The organism is Stutzerimonas sp. FeSN7, assembly GCF_030263795.1.
Classification (GTDB): Bacteria; Pseudomonadota; Gammaproteobacteria; order Pseudomonadales; family Pseudomonadaceae; genus Stutzerimonas; species Stutzerimonas stutzeri.
On the sequence record NZ_JARPMN010000001.1, the window covers coordinates 4,732,337 to 4,750,534 of the forward strand.

The 18,198-nt window shown below is 65.4% G+C and carries 17 protein-coding genes; 4 read left to right on the forward strand and 13 right to left on the reverse strand.

Features of this window, described 5'->3' with window-relative positions:
• Positions 1 to 40: 40 nt before the first annotated feature.
• Positions 41 to 2,530 carry a TonB-dependent siderophore receptor gene (locus P5703_RS22540; protein ID WP_285589951.1) on the forward strand — a complete coding sequence of 830 codons (2,490 nt, stop codon included), beginning with the start codon at positions 41 to 43 and terminating at the stop codon, positions 2,528 to 2,530.
• A 69-nt stretch (positions 2,531 to 2,599) separates the two neighbouring features.
• A complete protein-coding gene (locus P5703_RS22545) occupies positions 2,600 to 3,805 on the forward strand; it encodes a PepSY-associated TM helix domain-containing protein (RefSeq protein WP_125871940.1) in 1,206 nt (401 codons plus the stop codon).
• Positions 3,806 to 3,826: 21 nt separating this feature from the next.
• Here P5703_RS22545 and P5703_RS22550 read toward each other — a convergent pair whose 3' ends face one another.
• The 5 genes from P5703_RS22550 to P5703_RS22570 all read right to left on the reverse strand — a co-directional run bounded on the left by P5703_RS22550 (position 3,827) and on the right by P5703_RS22570 (position 7,956).
• On the reverse strand, positions 3,827 to 4,462 hold the full coding sequence (locus P5703_RS22550; RefSeq protein WP_011915173.1) for an SCO family protein: 636 nt from the start codon (positions 4,460 to 4,462) through the stop codon (positions 3,827 to 3,829).
• Positions 4,463 to 4,639: 177 nt separating this feature from the next.
• Positions 4,640 to 5,539 (reverse strand): heme o synthase, encoded by a 900-nt coding sequence (cyoE, locus tag P5703_RS22555; protein ID WP_011915172.1) that lies wholly within the window; start codon positions 5,537 to 5,539, stop codon positions 4,640 to 4,642.
• A 17-nt stretch (positions 5,540 to 5,556) separates the two neighbouring features.
• Positions 5,557 to 6,612 (reverse strand): COX15/CtaA family protein, encoded by a 1,056-nt coding sequence (locus P5703_RS22560; protein ID WP_020308371.1) that lies wholly within the window; start codon positions 6,610 to 6,612, stop codon positions 5,557 to 5,559.
• 53 nt (positions 6,613 to 6,665) lie between these two features.
• Positions 6,666 to 7,244, reverse strand: a complete 579-nt coding sequence (locus P5703_RS22565; protein WP_020308372.1) for a PA_0111/PP_0108 family redox-active disulfide protein — start codon at positions 7,242 to 7,244, stop codon at positions 6,666 to 6,668.
• On the reverse strand, positions 7,219 to 7,956 hold the full coding sequence (locus P5703_RS22570) for an SURF1 family protein (RefSeq protein ID WP_013984508.1): 738 nt from the start codon (positions 7,954 to 7,956) through the stop codon (positions 7,219 to 7,221). The genes P5703_RS22565 and P5703_RS22570 overlap by 26 nt, the downstream gene beginning before the upstream one ends.
• A gap of 70 nt (positions 7,957 to 8,026) precedes the next feature.
• Here P5703_RS22570 and P5703_RS22575 point away from each other — a divergent pair, with 70 nt between their 5' ends.
• Positions 8,027 to 8,230 (forward strand): twin transmembrane helix small protein, encoded by a 204-nt coding sequence (locus tag P5703_RS22575; RefSeq protein ID WP_013984507.1) that lies wholly within the window; start codon positions 8,027 to 8,029, stop codon positions 8,228 to 8,230.
• Between the two features lie 7 nt (positions 8,231 to 8,237).
• Here P5703_RS22575 and P5703_RS22580 read toward each other — a convergent pair whose 3' ends face one another.
• The 8 genes from P5703_RS22580 to P5703_RS22615 form a co-directional block, all read right to left on the reverse strand.
• On the reverse strand, positions 8,238 to 9,134 hold the full coding sequence (locus P5703_RS22580; RefSeq protein ID WP_020308373.1) for a cytochrome c oxidase subunit 3: 897 nt from the start codon (positions 9,132 to 9,134) through the stop codon (positions 8,238 to 8,240).
• Positions 9,131 to 9,706, reverse strand: a complete 576-nt coding sequence (locus P5703_RS22585; protein ID WP_011915166.1) for a cytochrome c oxidase assembly protein — start codon at positions 9,704 to 9,706, stop codon at positions 9,131 to 9,133. Before P5703_RS22585 ends, P5703_RS22580 begins: the two co-directional genes overlap by 4 nt.
• A gap of 64 nt (positions 9,707 to 9,770) precedes the next feature.
• Positions 9,771 to 11,408 carry a cytochrome c oxidase subunit I gene (gene ctaD, locus P5703_RS22590; protein ID WP_013984505.1) on the reverse strand — a complete coding sequence of 546 codons (1,638 nt, stop codon included), beginning with the start codon at positions 11,406 to 11,408 and terminating at the stop codon, positions 9,771 to 9,773.
• Between the two features lie 12 nt (positions 11,409 to 11,420).
• Positions 11,421 to 12,554: a cytochrome c oxidase subunit II gene (gene coxB / locus P5703_RS22595; protein ID WP_017244940.1), complete on the reverse strand. Its 1,134-nt coding sequence runs from the start codon at positions 12,552 to 12,554 to the stop codon at positions 11,421 to 11,423.
• 232 nt (positions 12,555 to 12,786) lie between these two features.
• Positions 12,787 to 13,053, reverse strand: coding sequence for a hypothetical protein (locus P5703_RS22600; protein WP_013984504.1), 267 nt, complete (start codon positions 13,051 to 13,053; stop codon positions 12,787 to 12,789).
• Positions 13,054 to 13,153: 100 nt separating this feature from the next.
• Positions 13,154 to 14,692, reverse strand: a complete 1,539-nt coding sequence (locus tag P5703_RS22605; protein WP_239329932.1) for a SulP family inorganic anion transporter — start codon at positions 14,690 to 14,692, stop codon at positions 13,154 to 13,156.
• 75 nt (positions 14,693 to 14,767) lie between these two features.
• Positions 14,768 to 15,520, reverse strand: a complete 753-nt coding sequence (locus tag P5703_RS22610; protein WP_011915161.1) for a carbonic anhydrase — start codon at positions 15,518 to 15,520, stop codon at positions 14,768 to 14,770.
• Between the two features lie 200 nt (positions 15,521 to 15,720).
• Positions 15,721 to 16,785, reverse strand: coding sequence for a PA0069 family radical SAM protein (locus P5703_RS22615; RefSeq protein ID WP_026006531.1), 1,065 nt, complete (start codon positions 16,783 to 16,785; stop codon positions 15,721 to 15,723).
• A gap of 297 nt (positions 16,786 to 17,082) precedes the next feature.
• On the opposite strand from P5703_RS22615, the gene P5703_RS22620 reads away from it, so the two are divergent.
• Positions 17,083 to 18,153, forward strand: coding sequence for an acyltransferase family protein (locus tag P5703_RS22620; RefSeq protein WP_011915159.1), 1,071 nt, complete (start codon positions 17,083 to 17,085; stop codon positions 18,151 to 18,153).
• Positions 18,154 to 18,198 lie beyond the last annotated feature (45 nt).

An 18,198-nucleotide genomic window follows, 5' to 3' on the forward strand; every position in this document is an offset into this window, starting at 1 on the left:
CGGGCATAGGACGAAACCCGTCATTCGAACAGGACTTCCCATGCGCTCGACCGCCTTGCCCTTCCTTCCCGACCGTTCCCGTGCCCTGGCGCTGGGTATCCGCGCCGCGCTACTGTGCCTGCCCCTGAGCATCGCCCCCGGCCTGGCCATCGCCCAGTCGACGACGCAGCAGGCGGTGCGCAGCTACGACATCCCCGCCGGCCCGCTGTCCAGCGCACTGAGCCGCTTCGCCGGCGAGGCCGGGGTGCTGCTGTCGGTGGACGGCAGCTTGCTGCAAGGCCTGGAAACGAACGGGCTGCGCGGCCAGTACGGCGTCGACGACGGGTTTGCCGCACTGCTGCAGGGCAGCGGCCTGCAAGCCGTGCGCGACGGCCAGGGCAACTACTCGCTGAGCCGCCGTACGGCACAGAGCGATGCCGTCGAGCTGCAATCGATGACCGTCGAAGGCTTCGCTCTGGGCAATGCGCTGGGTTCGATGGAAGGCTACAACGCGACGCATAGCAGCGTGGCGACCAAGACAAGCATGCCGCTGGTAGAGACCTCGCAAACCGTCTCGGTGGTCACCCGCCAGCAGATCGAGGATCAGGGCTCGCGCTCCATCGCTCAGGCGGTGCGCTACACGCCGGGCCTGATGAGCACGCCCTATGGCGCCACCACCCGCTACGACTATGTCGCCATGCGCGGCATCACCGACGGCTCGGTGGACAACCTTTACCTCGACGGCCAGAAGCTGCTGGGCGACAGCGGCACCTACAGCAGTCTGCAGGTCGATCCGTACTTCATCGAGCGCATCGACATTCTCAAGGGACCGTCCTCGGTGCTCTATGGCCGCAGCCTGCCGGGTGGCCTGGTGGCGATGACCAGCAAGAAGCCGCAGAAGGAAGCCAGCCGCCAGCTGCAGTTCTCCTATGGCAGCCACGACTACAAGCAGGCTGCGTTCGACTTCACCGGCCCGCTGGACGACGAGCGCATCGCCTATCGCCTGGTGGGCGTGGCCAAGGATGCCGACAACCAGGTCGATGGCATCGAGGAGCAGCGCTATGCGGTGATGCCCTCGGTGAGCATCGATTTCACCGAGGACACCCGTCTGACCCTGCTGGCGATGCTGCAACGCGATCCGGAAAGCGGCTACCACGGTGGGTTGCCGGCCGACGGCACGGTGACGTCGCACAACGGTCAGCGCATCTCGCGCAGCTTCTTCGAGGGTGACAGGGATTACGAGAAGTTTGAGCGCGACCAGCAGATGATCGGCTATCAGCTCGAGCATCGTTTCAACGACGTCGTGTCAGCGCGGCAAAACTTCCAGTACCTGGACTCCACCGTGGACTCGGGGCAGGTGTACCAGTACGGCTATGTGGCCCCGGGTTCCGATGAGCTGGTGCGCTACTACACCGGGGCCGACGAAGCGCTGCACGCCTGGACCATCGACAACCAGCTGCAGTTTCTCTTCGATACCGGCGCACTCAGCCACACCCTAGTCACCGGCCTCGACTACCAGCGGCGCAAGGCGAGGGTCAATTACGACGCGGGCGCCGGTTTGTCATCGATCAATCCTTACACGGGTGCCGTTAGCGCTGGCAGCCCGGTGTTCTATTACCAATACGACGAAACGCGCAAGCTGGAGCAGACCGGCCTCTATGTGCAGGACCTGATCAGCCTCGACAACTGGCGCTTCTCGTTGGGCGTGCGCCAGGACTGGGTGGATGTGTCCTTCGATCACACCAACGATGCAACTTACGGCGATCAGTCCGATAGCGCCAAGCTGGAGCAGTTCACCGGTCGCGTCGGCGTGCTCTATGCCTTCGACAACGGCCTGTCGCCCTACGCCAGCTATTCCGAGTCGTTCAACCCCAATGCCACTGCAGCCTATAACGCCAACGGCAGCGGCGGCTTCGACATCACCCTGCTCGAACCTACCGAGGGTGAGCAGTACGAGGTAGGCCTGAAGTACCAGCCGCTGGGTACCGACGATCTCTACACCATCTCCTATTTCGACCTGAAGCAGTCCAATCTGGCGAACAAGGACTCCAACGAGAACTTCTACCGCGCAGTGGGTGAGCTCACCTCGAAGGGCGTGGAAGTCGAAGCGCGCCTGCGGCCCATCGAGCAGGTCAACCTGATCGCCAGCTACACCTACATGGACGTCGAATACTCCAAGGACTTCACCGGCGCTGCTGGCGTCAACAACCGCGGCAACACGCCGAATGCGGTGGCGCGCAACATGGCTTCGCTGTGGACCGACTACACCTTCGATCAGGGGCCGCTGGCCGGTCTTCAGGTGGGCGGTGGGGCGCGCTACTTCGGCAAGAGCTGGGCGGACGCGGAGAACACCCTGCGCATCCCGTCCTACACCCTGTATGACGCGATGCTCGGTTACGACCTGTCCCGCGTGGGGCTGCAGGGGGTTGGCGTGCGCCTGAACCTGAACAACCTCACCGACGAAAAATACGTCGCTGCGTGCAACAGCCTGAGCCAGTGCTATTACGGCGAGTCGCGCAATGTCATGGCTACCGTGACCTACGACTTCTGATAACGCTGAGCCGCCGCCGGTCCCCAAAGGCCGGCGGCTTTGTGCTTTCTGAAAGACGGACAACCGACGATGCGTTCGATTCTTGTGCTCCTGCACCGCTACATCGGCCTGGCCACGGCGATCTTCCTGTTTCTCGCCGGCATTACCGGCAGCATCCTGGCCTTCCATCACGAGCTGGATGAATGGCTCAACCCGGAGTTCTACCACACCACCAGTGAGGGGCCGGTGCTGGCGCCGGGGACGCTGGTGGAGCGCGTCGAGCAGGCCAACCCGCGCATGCAGGTCTGGTACATGGAGTTTCCCAGCGAACCCGGCCACGCCGCGCTGATGGCGCTGGTGCCGCGCGACGATCCGGCGACCGGCAAGCCCTATGACGAACGACCCGTGGTGCATTACCTCGATGCGGTGACCGGCGAGCCGGTGGGGACGCGCTATTGGGGCGAGTGCTGCTTCTCGCGCAAGAACTTCGTGCCCTTCATTCTCGAGTTCCATTACAACCTGTCGCTGCCGGGCAACTGGGGGCTGTGGTTGATGGGCATCGTGGCGATCGCCTGGGTAATCGATTGCTTCGTCTCGCTGGTGCTGACCTTCCCTCGCGGCCGGCCGTTCTTTTCCAAGTGGTGGACGGCCTGGAAGATCAAGCGCCAGCGCATGAACCACGACGTGCACCGCGCCGGCGGCCTGTGGCTGTGGCTGCTGCTCACGCCAGTGGCGGTCAGCAGCGTGGCGATGAACCTGCCGGAGCAGGTGTTCAAGCCGGTGGTCTCACTGTTCTCGCCCGTTGAGCCGAGCGTCTACGAGGCCCGTGGGCGGATGCCGGCCGAGCAGTTGGGCACTACCGCCTACGACTTCCACCAGGCGTACGACTATGCCATGCAGCACGCCGCCGAGCTCGGCCTGACCGAAGCGATCACCGAGCTGTACTACAGCTTCGAGTACAACTTCTATGGCGCCGGTTTCGGCGAGCACGACAGCAATCAGGGCAATGCCTGGCTGTTCTTCCACGGCACCGACGGGCGCCTGCTCGGCCAGGAGATTCCTGGCCAGGGCACGCTGGGGCAGCAGTTCCACCTGCTGCAACCGGCGATCCACGGCGGGCGCATTCTCGGCTTGCCGGGTCGCATCCTGATCGCCGTGCTGGGCGTGGCGATCGCGGTGCTGTCGGTGACCGGTGTGGTGATCTGGTGGCGCAAGCGGCGCGCACGCATCAGCGCGTCGCTGCGTGAACCACGCAAGGGGAATGCAGCGTCGGCAAATCCGGTCGGTGAGCCATGATGGCCAACAGGCTCGTGTTTCTCACTCCGCCCGGTTGACCAGCTCAGGCAACTGCTCGGCCAGTTTCTGCACCCGCAAGGGCGAACGGATAAAGCCGCGCTGGCGGCCGTCCGGGCCGATCAGGACCAGGTTGCCGCTGTGGTCGACGGTGTAGTTTTCCTTGCTGGTATCCCCCGGAATGAAGGGAATGCCGACGCCGTTGGCCAGGGTCTGGATATCGTCCAGCGGGCCGGTCAGGCCCTGGAAGCCGGCGTTGAAATAGCCGAGGTATTCCTTGAGCTGCGCGGGCGTGTCGCGGTCCGGATCGACACTGACCAGTATGGTGCGCAACTGGCCGCGCACCGTCTCCGGCAGCATGCCGTTGAGCTGGCGCAGCTCGGCCAGGGTGGTGGGGCAGATGTCCGGGCAGAAAGTGTAGCCGAAGAACAGCAGCGTCCATTGCCCCTTCAACGCGTCCAGCTGCACCGCTTCGCCGTCCTGATCCGTCAGGCTCAGCGCCGGCACCGGGCGGCTCTGCGGCAGCAGGACGATGCCGGCATCCAGCAGCTGGGTGGGATCGAGCTGGCGCTGGCTGTTGAGCACCTTGGAAACCGTCAGCCCGACGACCAGCGCGATCAGCGCCACGAGAATGAAGACGGTTTTCTGGATGCGGGTCATGAACGTCCTTTGGGCGACTGGTGGCCTGTTTGGTGAGCTCAGTTGGTCAATTTCGGCGCCCATGGCCCCGACATTGCGTTGCTGCTCCTTGCCATAGCTCGCTATGACTCGTCGCAGCGCCTTGTCTCGGAGCCATGTTCATCCGAACTTGCCTCAACCCGCTCACCGCACAGGCCACTAGAAATCGAGTAGCAGATAATGATCAACCAGCAGCGCGATGAACAGCGCGAACAGGTACCAGATGCTGAATTTGAACGTCTTGATTGCCGCATGTGGCCGGCTGTCGCGGTACAGCGCGATGGTCCAGTAGAGGAAGCGCGCGCCCAGCAGCACCGCGGCGGCCAGGTATAGCGGGCCGCTCATGTGAATGGCGAAGGGCATGAAGCTGACCGCCAGCAGCATGGCGGTGTAGAGCAGGATGTGCACCTTGGTGTAGTGCACGCCATGGGTCACCGGCAGCATCGGCACGTTGACCTTGGCGTACTCGTCCTTGCGGTGGATCGCCAGGGCCCAGAAGTGCGGCGGCGTCCAGGCGAAGATGATCAGCACCAGTAGCAGCGGCTCGGCGGTGACCTGGCCGGTTACCGCGACCCAGCCGAGCAGGGGCGGCGCGGCGCCGGCCAGGCCGCCGATGACGATGTTCTGCGGTGTGGCGCGCTTGAGAAAGCCGGTATAGATCACCGCGTAACCGATCAGCGAGGCCAGCGTCAGCCAGGCGGCGAGGGCGTTGGTGAAGGTCAGCAGCAGGGCCAGCCCGCTGACGCCGAGGACGAAGGCGAAGGTCAGTGCCGCCGCCGGCGAGACCCGGCCTTCGGCCAGTGGCCGCTTGTGGGTGCGGGCCATCACCGAATCGATCTGCCGGTCCACCACATGGTTCACCGCCGCCGCGCCGCCGGCGCACAGGGCGATGCCGAGGTTGCCGAACAGCAGCACCGTCCAGGGCACACCGGCGCGGGTGGCGAGGAACATGCCCACCAGCGAGGTGATGAGCATCAGCAGCACCACCTTCGGCTTGGTCAGCTCCAGGTAGTCGCGCCAGCTGGCCTGGGCGCCGCGTTCGCTGAGTAGAGTCGCCATTGGGGTTCTCCTTGTGGTCATGCGCGGGGCAGATCGAGCTGCCCCGTCGTGTTCGAAATCGATGCAGGCTCGGTTTGCCGGGTGGCATGTGCAGGCTGACGCAGCCGGTAATTGACCAGTACCAGCACCAGCAGCAGCGCGGCACCGCCGCCGTTGTGCGCGACGGCCACCGCCAGCGGCAGGTTGAACACCACGTTGCTGATACCCAGGCCGACCTGTAGCGCCAGCGCGGCGATGAGCAGCCCGGCCAGGCGGCCGAGGCCGCGGCGCATGAGCATGGCGGCCAGCAGCAACAACACCAGCGTCACCAGCAGCGCACCGATGCGGTGGCTGACATGGATCGCCGTGCGCGCCTCGCCGTAGAGCAGGCCGCCGAGGTAGTTGGGGCCGATGTCGTGATGGGTCAGGTTGAAGGCGTTGGCGAAGTCCATCCGCGGCCACCATTCGCCGTGGCAGGTGGGGAAATCGGTGCAGGCCACCGCCGCATAGTTGCTGCTGACCCAACCGCCCAGGGTGATCTGCGCCACCACCGCGAGCAGGGCGATGCCGGCGAATCTGCGCAGACGACCGTCCACAGCCGGCAAGGGAGCAAGCGCGCCGGACAGTCGCAGGCACAGCAGAAACAGCAGGCTGAGGGTGGTGAAGCCGCCGAGCAGGTGCGCGGTGACTACCTGCGGCCAGAGCTGCAGGGTCACCGTCCACATGCCGAAGATTGCCTGGGCGATGACCACCGCGAGCAGCAGCAGCGGCAACTTCACCGGCTGCCCGTGTTGGCCGCGACGGCGTATCGCCTGTACGGCAAGGGCGAGGATCACCAGCCCGAGGGCGCCGGCGAAATAGCGATGGACCATCTCGTTCCAGCCCTTGCGCACCTCCAGCGGTGCATCGGGAAAGCGCAGCGCGGCAAGGTTCTGCTTGTGTTCGCTCATGGGCACGGCGAGGAAACCGTAGCAGCCGGGCCAGTCCGGGCAGCCGAGGCCAGCGTGGGTCAGCCGCGTGTAGGCACCGAGCAGCACGACTACCACGGCCAGCGCGGTGGCGATCAGGGCGAGGCGGTATCCGGGTCTGGCCATCGGGTTCTCCTTGGGGCGGCCTGTTTGGGACCGCAGCGCAGCGGCGCAGTGCCTCAGCCGATCTGCGAGATCTTCAGCAGGTATTTCAGGTCGTCGAGAATCGCCTTGCCGTCGGCGCCGACGTCGTAGCGCAGCACCAGATTGCCGTGGGGGTCGACGATCCACAGTTGGGGGGTGGCGGGTGCCTCGGGGTTGCGGGCATAGACGGCGGCGTCCAGCGTATGGCGTTGCAGCTGCGGGTATTCGCGACGCAGGCGCTGTTCGTAGGCTTCGTCCAGCGCCGTCGCGCTGGCCAGTGCATGGCCGGCGCGGGCCGCTTCGCGGGCCAGGCCGATATTGATCTGGCGGGCCAGGTAGACCAGTTGCTGGCATTGGGCCTCGCAACCCTGCGGCGCGGTGACCAGCAGCTCCCAGCGGCGCTCGGGCGCTGTAGCGCTGACGCCGATGGCCGCACGGTCCTGGCCGTTGGCGATCAGCACGCCGTCATAGCTGCGGCTTTCCGGCACCCAGAAGCCGAAACGGTACATGGCCGAAGCCAGCAGCATCGGGCCGAGCACCACGCCGATGATCAGCAGCAGTTGCAGCCGTCCGCGTCCGCGTTTCCCTTCACCGCTGGAGAGGGTTGGATTCATCGTGCTCACTGCGCTTCCCCCGTGCCTGATGCACACCGAAATAGATGAACAGCGCCAGCAGTGCCGCTGCGAGGGCGAACCACTGCACGGCGTAACCCAGGTGCTGCGACGGGCTCATGCTGGTGATCGCCCAGTCGGCACGATAGGCGCTCGGACCCGGCTCCAGGCGCAGCTCGTGGATCACCCCCTCGCGCCCCGCCTGCTGCCACATCGCCTCGATGTCCACATGGTTGATCAACCGCGGCCAGCCCTCGGCCGCTCGATGGCTGAAGACGAACGGCTTGCCCGGCGGAACGTAGACCCAGGCGGCGAGCTTCAACGGCTGCGTCGGCGTGTCGAAGGCCGGCGGCACGCGGCGGTCCGGCCAGGGAATCCAGCCCCGGTTGACCATTACCCAGCGGCCGCTGAGTTCGTCATGGAAGGGTTGCAGCAGTTCGACGCCGACCTGGCCGTCGCGGGTGCGGCTGTCGAGCAGGAAGCTGTGCTCGGCATCGAAGCGACCCTGCAGGAACACCCGGGCGAAGGCCGGATCGTTCAGCTGTTCGATCTCGTGTGGCGCCAGCGGTGCGGCCTGCTGACGGGCTTGCTGGCGCTCCAGCAGCTCGCGCTTGTGCTCACCGCGTTCCAGCTGCCAGAAACCCAGCCACACCAGTACCGGCAGCATGGCCAGTACCAGCAGGGTCGGCAGCAGCCCCGGCCTGAAGCCGCTCATGGCCGGCACCCTGATGCGTCGATACGGCTGGCTATACTCCACCCCCAATACCCCTGTCGTGGAATCGCTCATGCTCAAGGCGGCGATCGTTCTGTTGTTAGTGGCCACGCTGGTCAGTCTGTTCAGTGGGTTGTTCTTCCTGGTCAGGGATGAGGGGCGTACCTCCCGGGTGATCACGGCCCTGTTCATCCGCGTCACCCTCAGCGCGCTGACCGTCGCGCTGATCGGCTGGGGTTTCTATACGGGGCAGCTACGCCCCGCCTTCGGTTTCTGAGAGCTCCCTAGATCACGTAGACGAACACGAACAGCGCGATCCACACCACGTCGACGAAGTGCCAGTACCAGGCCGCCGCCTCGAAACCGAAGTGCTGCTCCGGGCTGAAGTGCCCGCGCAGGATGCGCACCAGCATCACCGTGAGGATGATCGCGCCCATGGTCACGTGGGCGCCGTGAAAGCCGGTGAGCATGAAGAAGGTCGCGCCATAGATGCCCGAGCCCAGCGTCAGCCCGAGTTCGGTGTAGGCGTGCACATACTCCTCGATCTGCAGGATCAGGAATGCCACGCCGAGCAGCACGGTCAGGCCCAGGCCGATCTTCAGGTGCTGGCGGTTGTTCTTGCGCAGCGCATGGTGCGCCCAGGTCAGGGTGAAGCTGGAGCTGACCAGCAGGATGGTGTTGATCAGCGGCAGGCCCCAGGCGCTGATGGTGCCCTCCGGCGCCGGGTAGAGCTTCGGGTCGGGGTTGTTCAGCAGCGGCCAGCTGTACTCGAAGCCGGGCCAGAGCATGTTGCTGATGCCCTTGTCGCCCTCGCCGGCGAGCCAGGGGCCGGTCCAGTAGCGGATATAGAAGAGCGCGCCGAAGAAGGCGAGGAAGAACATCACCTCCGAGAAGATGAACCAGCTCATGCCCCAGCGGAACGAGCGATCCATCTGTGCGCTGTACAGCCCTGCGCGGCTTTCCTTCACCACAGCGCCGAACCAGCCGAACATCATGTAGGCGATCAGCAGCGCCCCGGCGAAGAAGATCAGCGGCCCGTTGGACGAATCACGGGCGGCCTTGAGGTCGTTGAACCAGCTGCCCAGGCCATAGAAGGTGACCAGCAGGGCGATGGTGGCGATGATCGGCCATTTGCTCTGATCGGGAACGTAGTACTGCTCGTGGGTGGTCTGTTGGCTCATTGCAGACTCTCCTTGGCCGGGGCCGATGCGGCGTTGACGGCCACCGGCGGCTGGCGGGACGTGATGTCGAACAGCGTGTAGGCGAGGGTCAGGTGATGCACGTCGGCGGGCAGGTCGCGATCGACGATGAAGCGCACCGGCATCTCGATGCGCTCGCCCGGCTGCAGCACCTGCTGGGTGAAGCAGAAGCACTCGGTCTTGTGGAAATAGGCGGCCGCCCGTGACGGCGAGACGCTGGGAATCGCCTGGGCGGTCATCGGCTTGTCGGTGGGGTTGTAGGCGACGAAGCGGATCTCCTGGGTGGCGCCGGGGTGCACGCTGATCTGGTCGGCCTGCGGGCCGAACTGCCACTGCATGCCGGCGGCGTTGGTGGCAAGGAACTGCACCCGCACCGCACGCGCCTCGTCGGCGCTCTGCACGCCTGTGTAGGCGCCAGCCGTCTTGCCGTTGATGCCGAAGGCCTGGCACATCACGTCGTAGATCGGCACCAGCAGGAAGCCGAAGCCGAACATGGCGATCACGACGAACACCAGGCGGCGGACCAGCCGCCGAGTGGACAGGGCCTCGTTCATGGCAGCCTCCCCAATCGAGGGTTGTGGGCGGCCCGGCAACCTCCGGTCACACCCCGATGCATGCTCACGGCGTCAGCTCCCCGCCGGTGCCCTTGCGGTGCTCGTGCACATGGCTCATGTCCGGCGGCACCTGGAAGGTGTGGTAGGGCGCCGGCGAGGGCACGCTCCATTCCAGTCCCTCTGCGCCGTCCCATGGCTTGGCCGGTGCGGGTGCGCCGCCGCGGATGCACTTGATGACGATGAACAGGAACAGCAGCTGGGTGGCGCCGAACATGAAGGCGCCGACGCTGGAGACCATGTTGAAGTTGGCGAACATCATGTTGTAGTCGGGGATGCGTCGCGGCATGCCGGCCAGGCCGACGAAGTGCATCGGGAAGAACGCCAGGTTCATGCCGATGAAGCTCATCCAGAAATGCAGCTTGGCCAGGGTCTCGTCATACATGTGCCCGGTCCACTTCGGCAGCCAGTAGTAGGCCGAGGCGAAGATGCCGAATATCGCCCCCGGCACCAGCACGTAGTGGAAGTGCGCCACCACGAAGTAGGTGTCGTGGTACTGGAAGTCCGCCGGGGCGATGGCCAGCATCAGCCCGGAGAAGCCGCCGATGGTGAAGAGGATGACGAAGGCCACGGCGAACAGCATCGGCGCCTCGAAGGTCAGCGAGCCGCGCCACATCGTCGACACCCAGTTGAACACCTTCACCCCGGTGGGTACGGCGATCAGCATGGTGGCGTACATGAAGAACAGCTCGCCGGTCAGCGGGATGCCGACGGTGAACATGTGGTGCGCCCAGACGATGAAGGAGAGGAAGGCGATCGCGCCGGTGGCGTAAACCATCGAGGTGTAGCCGAACAGCGGCTTGCGGCTGAACGCCGGGATGATCGAGCTGACCGCGCCGAAGGCCGGCAGGATCATGATGTACACCTCGGGATGGCCGAAGAACCAGAACACGTGCTGGAACAGCACCGGGTCGCCGCCACCGGCGGCGCTGAAGAAGCTGGTGCCGAAGTGGATGTCCATCAGCATCATGGTCACCACGCCCGCCAGCACCGGCATCACCGCGATCAAGAGGAAGGCGGTGATCAGCCAGGTCCAGACGAACAGCGGCATCTTCATCAGCGTCATGCCTGGCGCGCGCAGGTTGAGGATGGTGGCGATCACGTTGATCGCACCCATGATCGAGCTGATGCCCATCAGGTGGATGGCGAAGATGAAGAAGGTCACCGACTCCGGCGCGTAGGTCGTCGACAGCGGCGCATAGAAGGTCCAGCCGAAGTTCGGCCCGCCGCCTTCCATGAACAGAGTCGAGACCAGCAGGCCGAAGGCGGCCGGCAGCAGCCAGAAACTGAAGTTGTTCATCCGCGGCAGCGCCATGTCCGGTGCGCCGATCATCAGCGGGATCATCCAGTTGGCCAGGCCGACGAAGGCCGGCATCACCGCGCCGAACACCATGATCAGGCCGTGCATGGTGGTCATCTGGTTGAAGAATTCCGGCTGCACGATCTGCAGACCCGGCTGGAACAGCTCGGCGCGGATCACCATGGCCATCGAGCCGCCGAGCAGGAAGGCGCAGAAGCTGAACCACAGGTACATCGAGCCGATGTCCTTATGATTGGTGGTCAGCAGCCAGCGCGAGAGCCCCTTCGCCGGGCCGTGGTGGTGGTCATGCCCGACATGACCATGGTCGTCGATCACTGCACTCATCACCTGATCCTCTTACTGGGTGGCTTCTTCGGCCTGTTTGAAGTCGAGCACGTCTTTCGGCGTGACCATGTCGCCCGTGTTGTTGCCCCAGGCGTTGCGCTCGTAGGTGATGACGGCAGCCAGATCGACCTCTGACAGCTGCTTGCCGAACGCCGCCATGGCGGTGCCCGGCTTGCCGTTGACGACGATGTCGATGTGCGCCTCGACGTCGCCGGTGGCGATGGCCGAGCCCTTGAGGGCCGGGAACATCGGCGGGATGCCTTCGCCCCCAGCCTGGTGGCACGAGGCGCAGGCGGTCTGGTAGACCTTCTGGCCGCGCTCGGAGAGCTCTTCCAGCGTCCATTCCTTGCTGGTCAGTTCAGCCAGCTTGGCGGCCTCGGCCTTCTTCTCGCCGAGCCAGCTGGCGTAATCCTCCTGCGACTTGACCTCCACCACCACCGGCATGAAGCCGTGGTCCTTGCCGCAGAGTTCGGTGCACTGGCCGCGGTAGATCCCCGGCTGCTCGACGCGGGTCCAGGATTCATTGATGAAACCGGGAATGGCGTCCTTCTTCACCGCCAGATCCGGTACCCACCAGGAGTGGATCACGTCCGCCGCGGTGATCAGGAAGCGGACCTTGGCACCGGCCGGGATCACCAGCGGCTCGTCGACTTCCAGCAGGTAATGCTCGCCCTTGGGCGACTGGTTGTTGATCTGCTCGCGCGGCGTGGTGAGGTTGCTGAAGAACTCCACGTCCTCGCCCAGATACTTGTAGTGCCACTTCCACTGGTAGCCGGTGATCTGCACATCCACGTCCGATTCGCTGGAGTCGTAGATGTGGATCAGCGTGCGCGTCGCCGGGATCGCCATGCCCACCAGGATCAGCAGCGGGATGACCGTCCAGAGCACCTCGACGCGGGTGTTTTCGTGGAAGTTGGCCGATTGCTGACGCTTGGAGCGGCGGTGCGCGATCATCGAATAGATCATCACGCCGAACACCAGCACGCCGATGACCACGCAGATCCAGAAGATGGTCATGTGCAGATCGAACACCGACCGACTGACGTCGGTGGCGCCGGAGCGCATGTTCACGTCCCAGGCCGCCTGGGCCTGGCCAAATACTGCCGAAAGCCCAAGCCCCATCCAGATGCATGGATGTCGAGACATTGCGGGTTCCCCTTATGATTCTTGTTATCCCGCCGACCGCCATCGCACCGCCGAGAATCGGCTGGCCGGGGAAACCATTCCCGTCATGCCAGCTACGTTCTCGATCAGTCCGATTCTGCCCAGCACGACCACCGGAAGGCCCGGCGGCCGACTGGACGCTTGCACGCGCAGTCGGAACTCAATCAGGTACGCCTACGATTCGGAGTATAGACAGCGATCCCACTCTCGCAATTTAAGCGCGGGGCGTGTCTGGCTCGGGCTGTGCGGGGTCGTCGTTCTTCTTCACGCCACGAATGTTCATTGCCGCCAGGCAGACCTGCAGGACGATCAGCGCCCAGGCCTCGGCGTGCCAGCCCCAGATCACCCAGAGCAGGTTGCTCAGCAGAAAACAGCAGAAGCCGACGAAGCGCCGGCCGGGTCGCAGCGAGCCGATCAGCCAGGCGGCGATCACCGTGACCGCCATGGCCGGCCATTGCAGCAGATCGATAAAGACGTCCAATTCATCCTCCGCAAGCGCAGGCAGCGCACCGGTTCGCCCGATGCGCTGCCTGCAAGGTGCACATGTTGATGCCTGAAAGATGAGGGCTTGGCCGCCCCGATTAGTTCCCGGCGGCGGCTGCGGCGAGATGTGCGGCTTGTCGACGCCGGCCTTCGACCCGCCGGGTCAGCGCTCGCGCTTCGATGATCAGCCGCGCGCCGCTGGCCTGGTTGGCGCGCTGCCATTCCTCCAGCAGCTCCATGCAGGCGTGATCGATGTAGCGCAGGTGCGCCATCGGTACATGCAGCCAGGCATCCTGCGGCACGCCCTGCAGTGCGCGGGCGAGCTGCGGCACGCGAAGAAAGGTCGCCGCACCCTGCATGCGCAGCTCGACCCGGCGTCCGTCGCGCACCACGCCGATCTTCAGTCGCGACGCCTGCCAGGCCAGCTGCGCCAGTGTCAGCGCGAAGCCCAGCAGCACGCCGGTCAGCAGGTCGGTGGCGACGATGGTCAGCGCGGTGGCGACATGGATCAGCATGGCCATGCGGCCGTAACGGCCAAGCTGGCGCAGCGCGTCCAGGTCGATCAGCTTGAGCCCGGTGTAGACCAGCACACCGGCCAGGCTCGCCACCGGAATCTGCTCCAGCAGCGCGGCCAGCAGCACCACCGCTGCCAGCAGCCAGAGCGCATGCAGCATGGCCGACAGCCGTGTACGCGCGCCGGCCTGCACATTGGCCGAGCTGCGCACGATCACGCCGGTCATCGGCAGCGCGCCGAGCACGCCGCAGAGCATGTTGCCGACGCCCTGCGCGGTGAGCTCGCGGTCGAAATCGGCACGCGGGCCCTGGTGCATGCGATCGACCGCGGCGGCGGACAGCAGGGTTTCGGCGCTGGCGATAAAGGCCACGGCCAGCGCCGCGACCAGCAGGCCGGGATCGGCGAACGCCAGCAGATCGGCCGGCTGCAGCCAGCTGATGGCGTCGGCAAGGTTGTCCGGCACCTCGACACGGCGCACGTCGAGCCCCAGCCACAGCCCCACCAGCGTCGCCGCCGCGACACCGAGCAGCGCGCCGGGCAGCAGACGCAGACGCTGAGGCCTGAGCCGATCCCATGTCCACATGCAGGCGATGGTCAGCAGGCCGAGGGAGGCGGCGGCCATGCCGTTGCCGCCGGACAACGGCAGGGCCGCCCACAGTGCGGCGGGAAAGGCGCCGAGATTGTCCAGTCCGGAGGCTTCCGGCTGCGCATCCATCATCACGTGCAACTGCGACAGCACGATGAGAATGCCGATGCCCGCCAGCATGCCGTAGACCACGGCCGGCGCGGTGACGCGGAACCAGCAACCCAGCTTCAGCCTCCCGGCCAGCAGCTGCAGCGCGCCGGCCAGCAGCAGGATCGGGCCGAGCATCGCGGCGCCATATTGCTGTACCAGTTCGAAGACCAGCACCGTGAGACCCGCCGCCGGGCCGCTTACCTGCAGCGGCGCGCCGGCCAGCCAGCCCACCACCAGCCCGCCGACGATACCGGTGATGACGCCCTTGGCGGGCGGCAGGCCCGAGGCGATGGCAATGCCCATGCACAGCGGCAGCGCCACCAGGAAGACCACCACGGACGCCATCAGGTCGCGTGGCAATGTTGCTTTGATCGTTTCTGCATTCATTCGAAATCCTCGACAACGCGGCGACGCCCAGCGGCGCCGCCGGGAGTGACAGCCAATGCCTTTGCGGCCGCTGGTTCAGGCTTGCAGGTAGCGCGGTGCGGGCGTTGCCACCGGCAGCGGGCCGTCGCCGTCCAGCGGCGCGAAGCGGCCGGTGCCGGCGTCGTAGGCGAGGATTTCGCTGGTTTCGATGCAGTAGACCCAGCCATGGATCGACAGCTGACCGCCGGCGAGGCGGGCGGCGACCGAAGGGTGGGTGCGCAGGTGGTCGAGCTGCGCCACCACGTTCTCCTCGGTAAGCACGCCCAGGGCCTCGCCGGCCGTGCAGCTGCAGTTCTGCTCGACCAGGCTGCGCGCCACCTCGCAATGGCGCAGCCAGGCCTTCACCGTGGGCATGCGCTGCAGCCCGGCCGGGTCGAGCACCGCTTTCATCGCACCGCAGTCGGAATGCCCGCAGACAATGATGTGTTGCACGTCGAGGGCCATCACCGCGTACTCGATGGCGCTGGAAACCCCGCCGTTCATCTGGCCATAGGGTGGCACCACGTTGCCCACGTTGCGGGTGACGAACAGGTCGCCAGGCGAACTCTGGGTGATCAGCTCGGGAACGATCCGCGAGTCCGCGCAGGTGATGAACATCGCGCGCGGCTGCTGGGCCTTGGCCAGACGGGCGAACAGCGCCTGCTGTTCGGGGTAGACCTCGGCACGGAAGCGGCGAAAGCCATCGACCAGGTGGGCGAAGGATTCGTCGGCGCTCTCGTCTCGGGCATGCCGGCCGCCTTGGGCGGATGCTTTGCTGGGCTCGACGCGGGCGGTGAATATTTCACGCATGGGCTTGGGTCTCCTGGGGCAGGGGCAAGGCGTGCCAGCGCCGCGCAGACCGCAGGCGGTCCGCGTGACTGGCTGGTCACATTTGCCTCGAGGCTAGTCAGCGAGACTTAACTGAAACTGAACGAGCCGCTCTAGGACGAGCCTTTGCGACGATTGACCCACTAGCGCAATGATGGCACTGGCATCCCGGCGCGGCGAAATCAGAGCAACGGCATCTGCCGTCCCGGCACGACGAAACGGCTGCAATCCAGGCCGTAATTCTGATCCCGCCGATTGAAGCCCAGCCGCTTGCAGGCCAGCTGGAAACGCTGGGCGAGCAGTTGGGCGAACTGGCCTTCGCCGCGCATGCGGCTGCCGAAACGGCTGTCGTAATCCTTGCCGCCGCGCGACTGGCGCACCAGGCTCATGACATGGGCGGCGCGCTGCGCAAAGTGTTCCTCGAGCCAGCCCTCGAACAGCCCGGCCACCTCATGAGGCAGGCGCAGCAGCACGTAGCCGGCCGAACGCGCACCGGCTTCGCGGGCGGCTTCCAGCAGGCGCTCCAGCTCCATGTCGTTGATCATCGGGATCATCGGCGCGCACATCACGCTGACCGGCACGCCGGCCTCGTGCAGCGTACGCAATACCCGCAGGCGCGCCGAAGGCGAGGCTGCGCGCGGCTCCATGATGCGTTTGAGTTCATCGTCCAGGGTCGTGAGGCTGACCGACACGCTCACCAGCCGCTGCTCGGCCAGCGGCACCAGCAGGTCCAGGTCGCGCAGCACCAGCGAACCCTTGGTGATGATGTGCACCGGATGCCTGAAGCGCAGCAGGATCTCCAGTGCCTGGCGCGTCAGCCGCTGCTCGCGCTCCAGCGGCTGATAGGCGTCGGTGTTCACCCCCAGGGCGATGGGCTGCGGCACGTAGCCCGGCTTGCTCAGCTCGGCCTCCAGCCGTTCGGCGAGGTTGGTCTTGGCGATCAGCCGGGTCTCGAAATCGATGCCCGGCGAAAGATCCCAGTACGCGTGCGATGGCCGCGCAAAGCAGTAGATGCAGCCATGTTCGCAGCCGCGATAAGGATTGACCGAGCGATCGAAACCGACGTCCGGCGACTGGTTGCGCGTCAGGACCGACTTGGCGATCTCGCGGCGCACCTCGGTGGCGCGGGTCGGCGGGACGTCCTGTTCCCAGCCATCGTCGTAGGCCTCGCTGCGCGTGGGCGCGAAGCGGTTGTCCGGGTTCACCGCCGTACCGCGGCCGCGTGGTGTGGAAATGGGCAGGGTCATGGTCGTGGCCAAATGCTGTTTATATATACAGTAAACAGCTCGTCGACCGCGCGCCAGCCCAACTGATCGATGGCAACCGCTACCGCCCGTCGGTTGCCTCGGGAACATTTGCTTACAGGTCCGGACAAAGGAGGCTGATCGGGTGAGCGCTGTGGTTTCCGCGCTTCCCGAATTGGAGCCGGCCGGCAAACAAACAAAAGGATGATCAGGGCGCCTCCGGCGACCGATCCGGCAGTACCGGCATTGCACTCCCGTGCACTCCAGCTTCCAGCCACTGCCGACAGTCAGGAGCAGACCATGCATCCCACCGGTTCCTTCCACACCCGGGAAAACAACTTCGATTTCCTGCGCTTCTTCGCCGCTGCTCTGGTGCTGTTCGCCCATAGCTACCCGCTGGTCGGCCGTCGCGAAGACGAACCACTGACGCTGCTGACCGGCTATGAGAAGGGCGGCTCGATCGCCGTCGGTATCTTCTTCGTCATGAGCGGCTACCTGATCGCCTCGTCCTGGCTGGCCAGCAGCAGCCCGAAAAGCTTCCTGATCAAGCGTGCACTGCGCATCTTCCCGGCGCTGATCGTCGCGGTGCTGCTGTCGGTCTTCGTCATCGGACCGATGGTCACGCAGTTCAGCCTCGGTCGCTATCTGGCCGCCGACGGTACCTGGACCTACCTGCAGAACATCCTGCTGGTGACGCGCTACGAACTGCCTGGCGTGTTCACCGGCAACATCTATCCCGATGTGGTCAACGGTTCGCTGTGGACGTTGCCGCTGGAAGTGCTGATGTACATCGGCGTGATGATTCTCGGCCTGACCGGCTTTCTCAAGCGCCGCCTGATCTTCCTGCCGATCGTGGTGCTGGCGGTCGGGCACTTCTGGCTGCTGGGCAAGCTGGGTATCGAGTCCTACTTCATCAAGAACATCTTCAAGCTGGGTCTGCTGTATTACAGCGGTTCGGCACTGTTCCTCTATCGCGACGACATTCCCTGGCGCGGCTGGATCGCGGCGCTGCTGTTCGCCGCGCTGGTGGCGACCTTCCGCACCGACATCGGCCCGTTGGTGTACTTCGTCGCGCTGCCGTACCTGGTGCTCTACCTGGCCTACGCGCCGCTGCCCTGGGTGTCGCGTTTCGGCAAGTACGGCGACTTCTCCTACGGCCTGTATATCTACGCCTTCCCGTTCCAGCAGCTCACCGTCTACCTGTTCGGCCCGCAGGTCGGCGTGCTCGGCCTGACGCTGATCGCCTTCGTACCGACGCTGATCCTCGCCGCGCTGTCCTGGCACCTGATCGAAGCGCCGGCGATGAAGCTCAAGCGCCTGTTTGCCTCGCCACCGCAGCCGGGACGGGCGACGCCGAAGGTTGAGGGCTGAGCGAGCCTGGCACCGAAAAAGAACCCGCCACTCGGCGGGTTCTTT

Bases quoted from the DNA above. Each gene is read 5' to 3' on its own strand.
- P5703_RS22540 (WP_285589951.1), top strand. From the start codon at position 41: ATGCGCTCGACCGCCTTGCCCTTCCTTCCCGACCGTTCCCGTGCCCTG.
- P5703_RS22545 (WP_125871940.1), top strand. From the start codon at position 2,600: ATGCGTTCGATTCTTGTGCTCCTGCACCGCTACATCGGCCTGGCCACG.
- P5703_RS22550 (WP_011915173.1), bottom strand. From the start codon at position 4,462: ATGACCCGCATCCAGAAAACCGTCTTCATTCTCGTGGCGCTGATCGCG.
- cyoE (WP_011915172.1), bottom strand. From the start codon at position 5,539: ATGGCGACTCTACTCAGCGAACGCGGCGCCCAGGCCAGCTGGCGCGAC.
- P5703_RS22560 (WP_020308371.1), bottom strand. From the start codon at position 6,612: ATGGCCAGACCCGGATACCGCCTCGCCCTGATCGCCACCGCGCTGGCC.
- P5703_RS22565 (WP_020308372.1), bottom strand. From the start codon at position 7,244: ATGAATCCAACCCTCTCCAGCGGTGAAGGGAAACGCGGACGCGGACGG.
- P5703_RS22570 (WP_013984508.1), bottom strand. From the start codon at position 7,956: ATGAGCGGCTTCAGGCCGGGGCTGCTGCCGACCCTGCTGGTACTGGCC.
- P5703_RS22575 (WP_013984507.1), top strand. From the start codon at position 8,027: ATGCTCAAGGCGGCGATCGTTCTGTTGTTAGTGGCCACGCTGGTCAGT.
- P5703_RS22580 (WP_020308373.1), bottom strand. From the start codon at position 9,134: ATGAGCCAACAGACCACCCACGAGCAGTACTACGTTCCCGATCAGAGC.
- P5703_RS22585 (WP_011915166.1), bottom strand. From the start codon at position 9,706: ATGAACGAGGCCCTGTCCACTCGGCGGCTGGTCCGCCGCCTGGTGTTC.
- ctaD (WP_013984505.1), bottom strand. From the start codon at position 11,408: ATGAGTGCAGTGATCGACGACCATGGTCATGTCGGGCATGACCACCAC.
- coxB (WP_017244940.1), bottom strand. From the start codon at position 12,554: ATGTCTCGACATCCATGCATCTGGATGGGGCTTGGGCTTTCGGCAGTA.
- P5703_RS22605 (WP_239329932.1), bottom strand. From the start codon at position 14,692: ATGAATGCAGAAACGATCAAAGCAACATTGCCACGCGACCTGATGGCG.
- P5703_RS22610 (WP_011915161.1), bottom strand. From the start codon at position 15,520: ATGCGTGAAATATTCACCGCCCGCGTCGAGCCCAGCAAAGCATCCGCC.
- P5703_RS22615 (WP_026006531.1), bottom strand. From the start codon at position 16,785: ATGACCCTGCCCATTTCCACACCACGCGGCCGCGGTACGGCGGTGAAC.
- P5703_RS22620 (WP_011915159.1), top strand. From the start codon at position 17,083: ATGCATCCCACCGGTTCCTTCCACACCCGGGAAAACAACTTCGATTTC.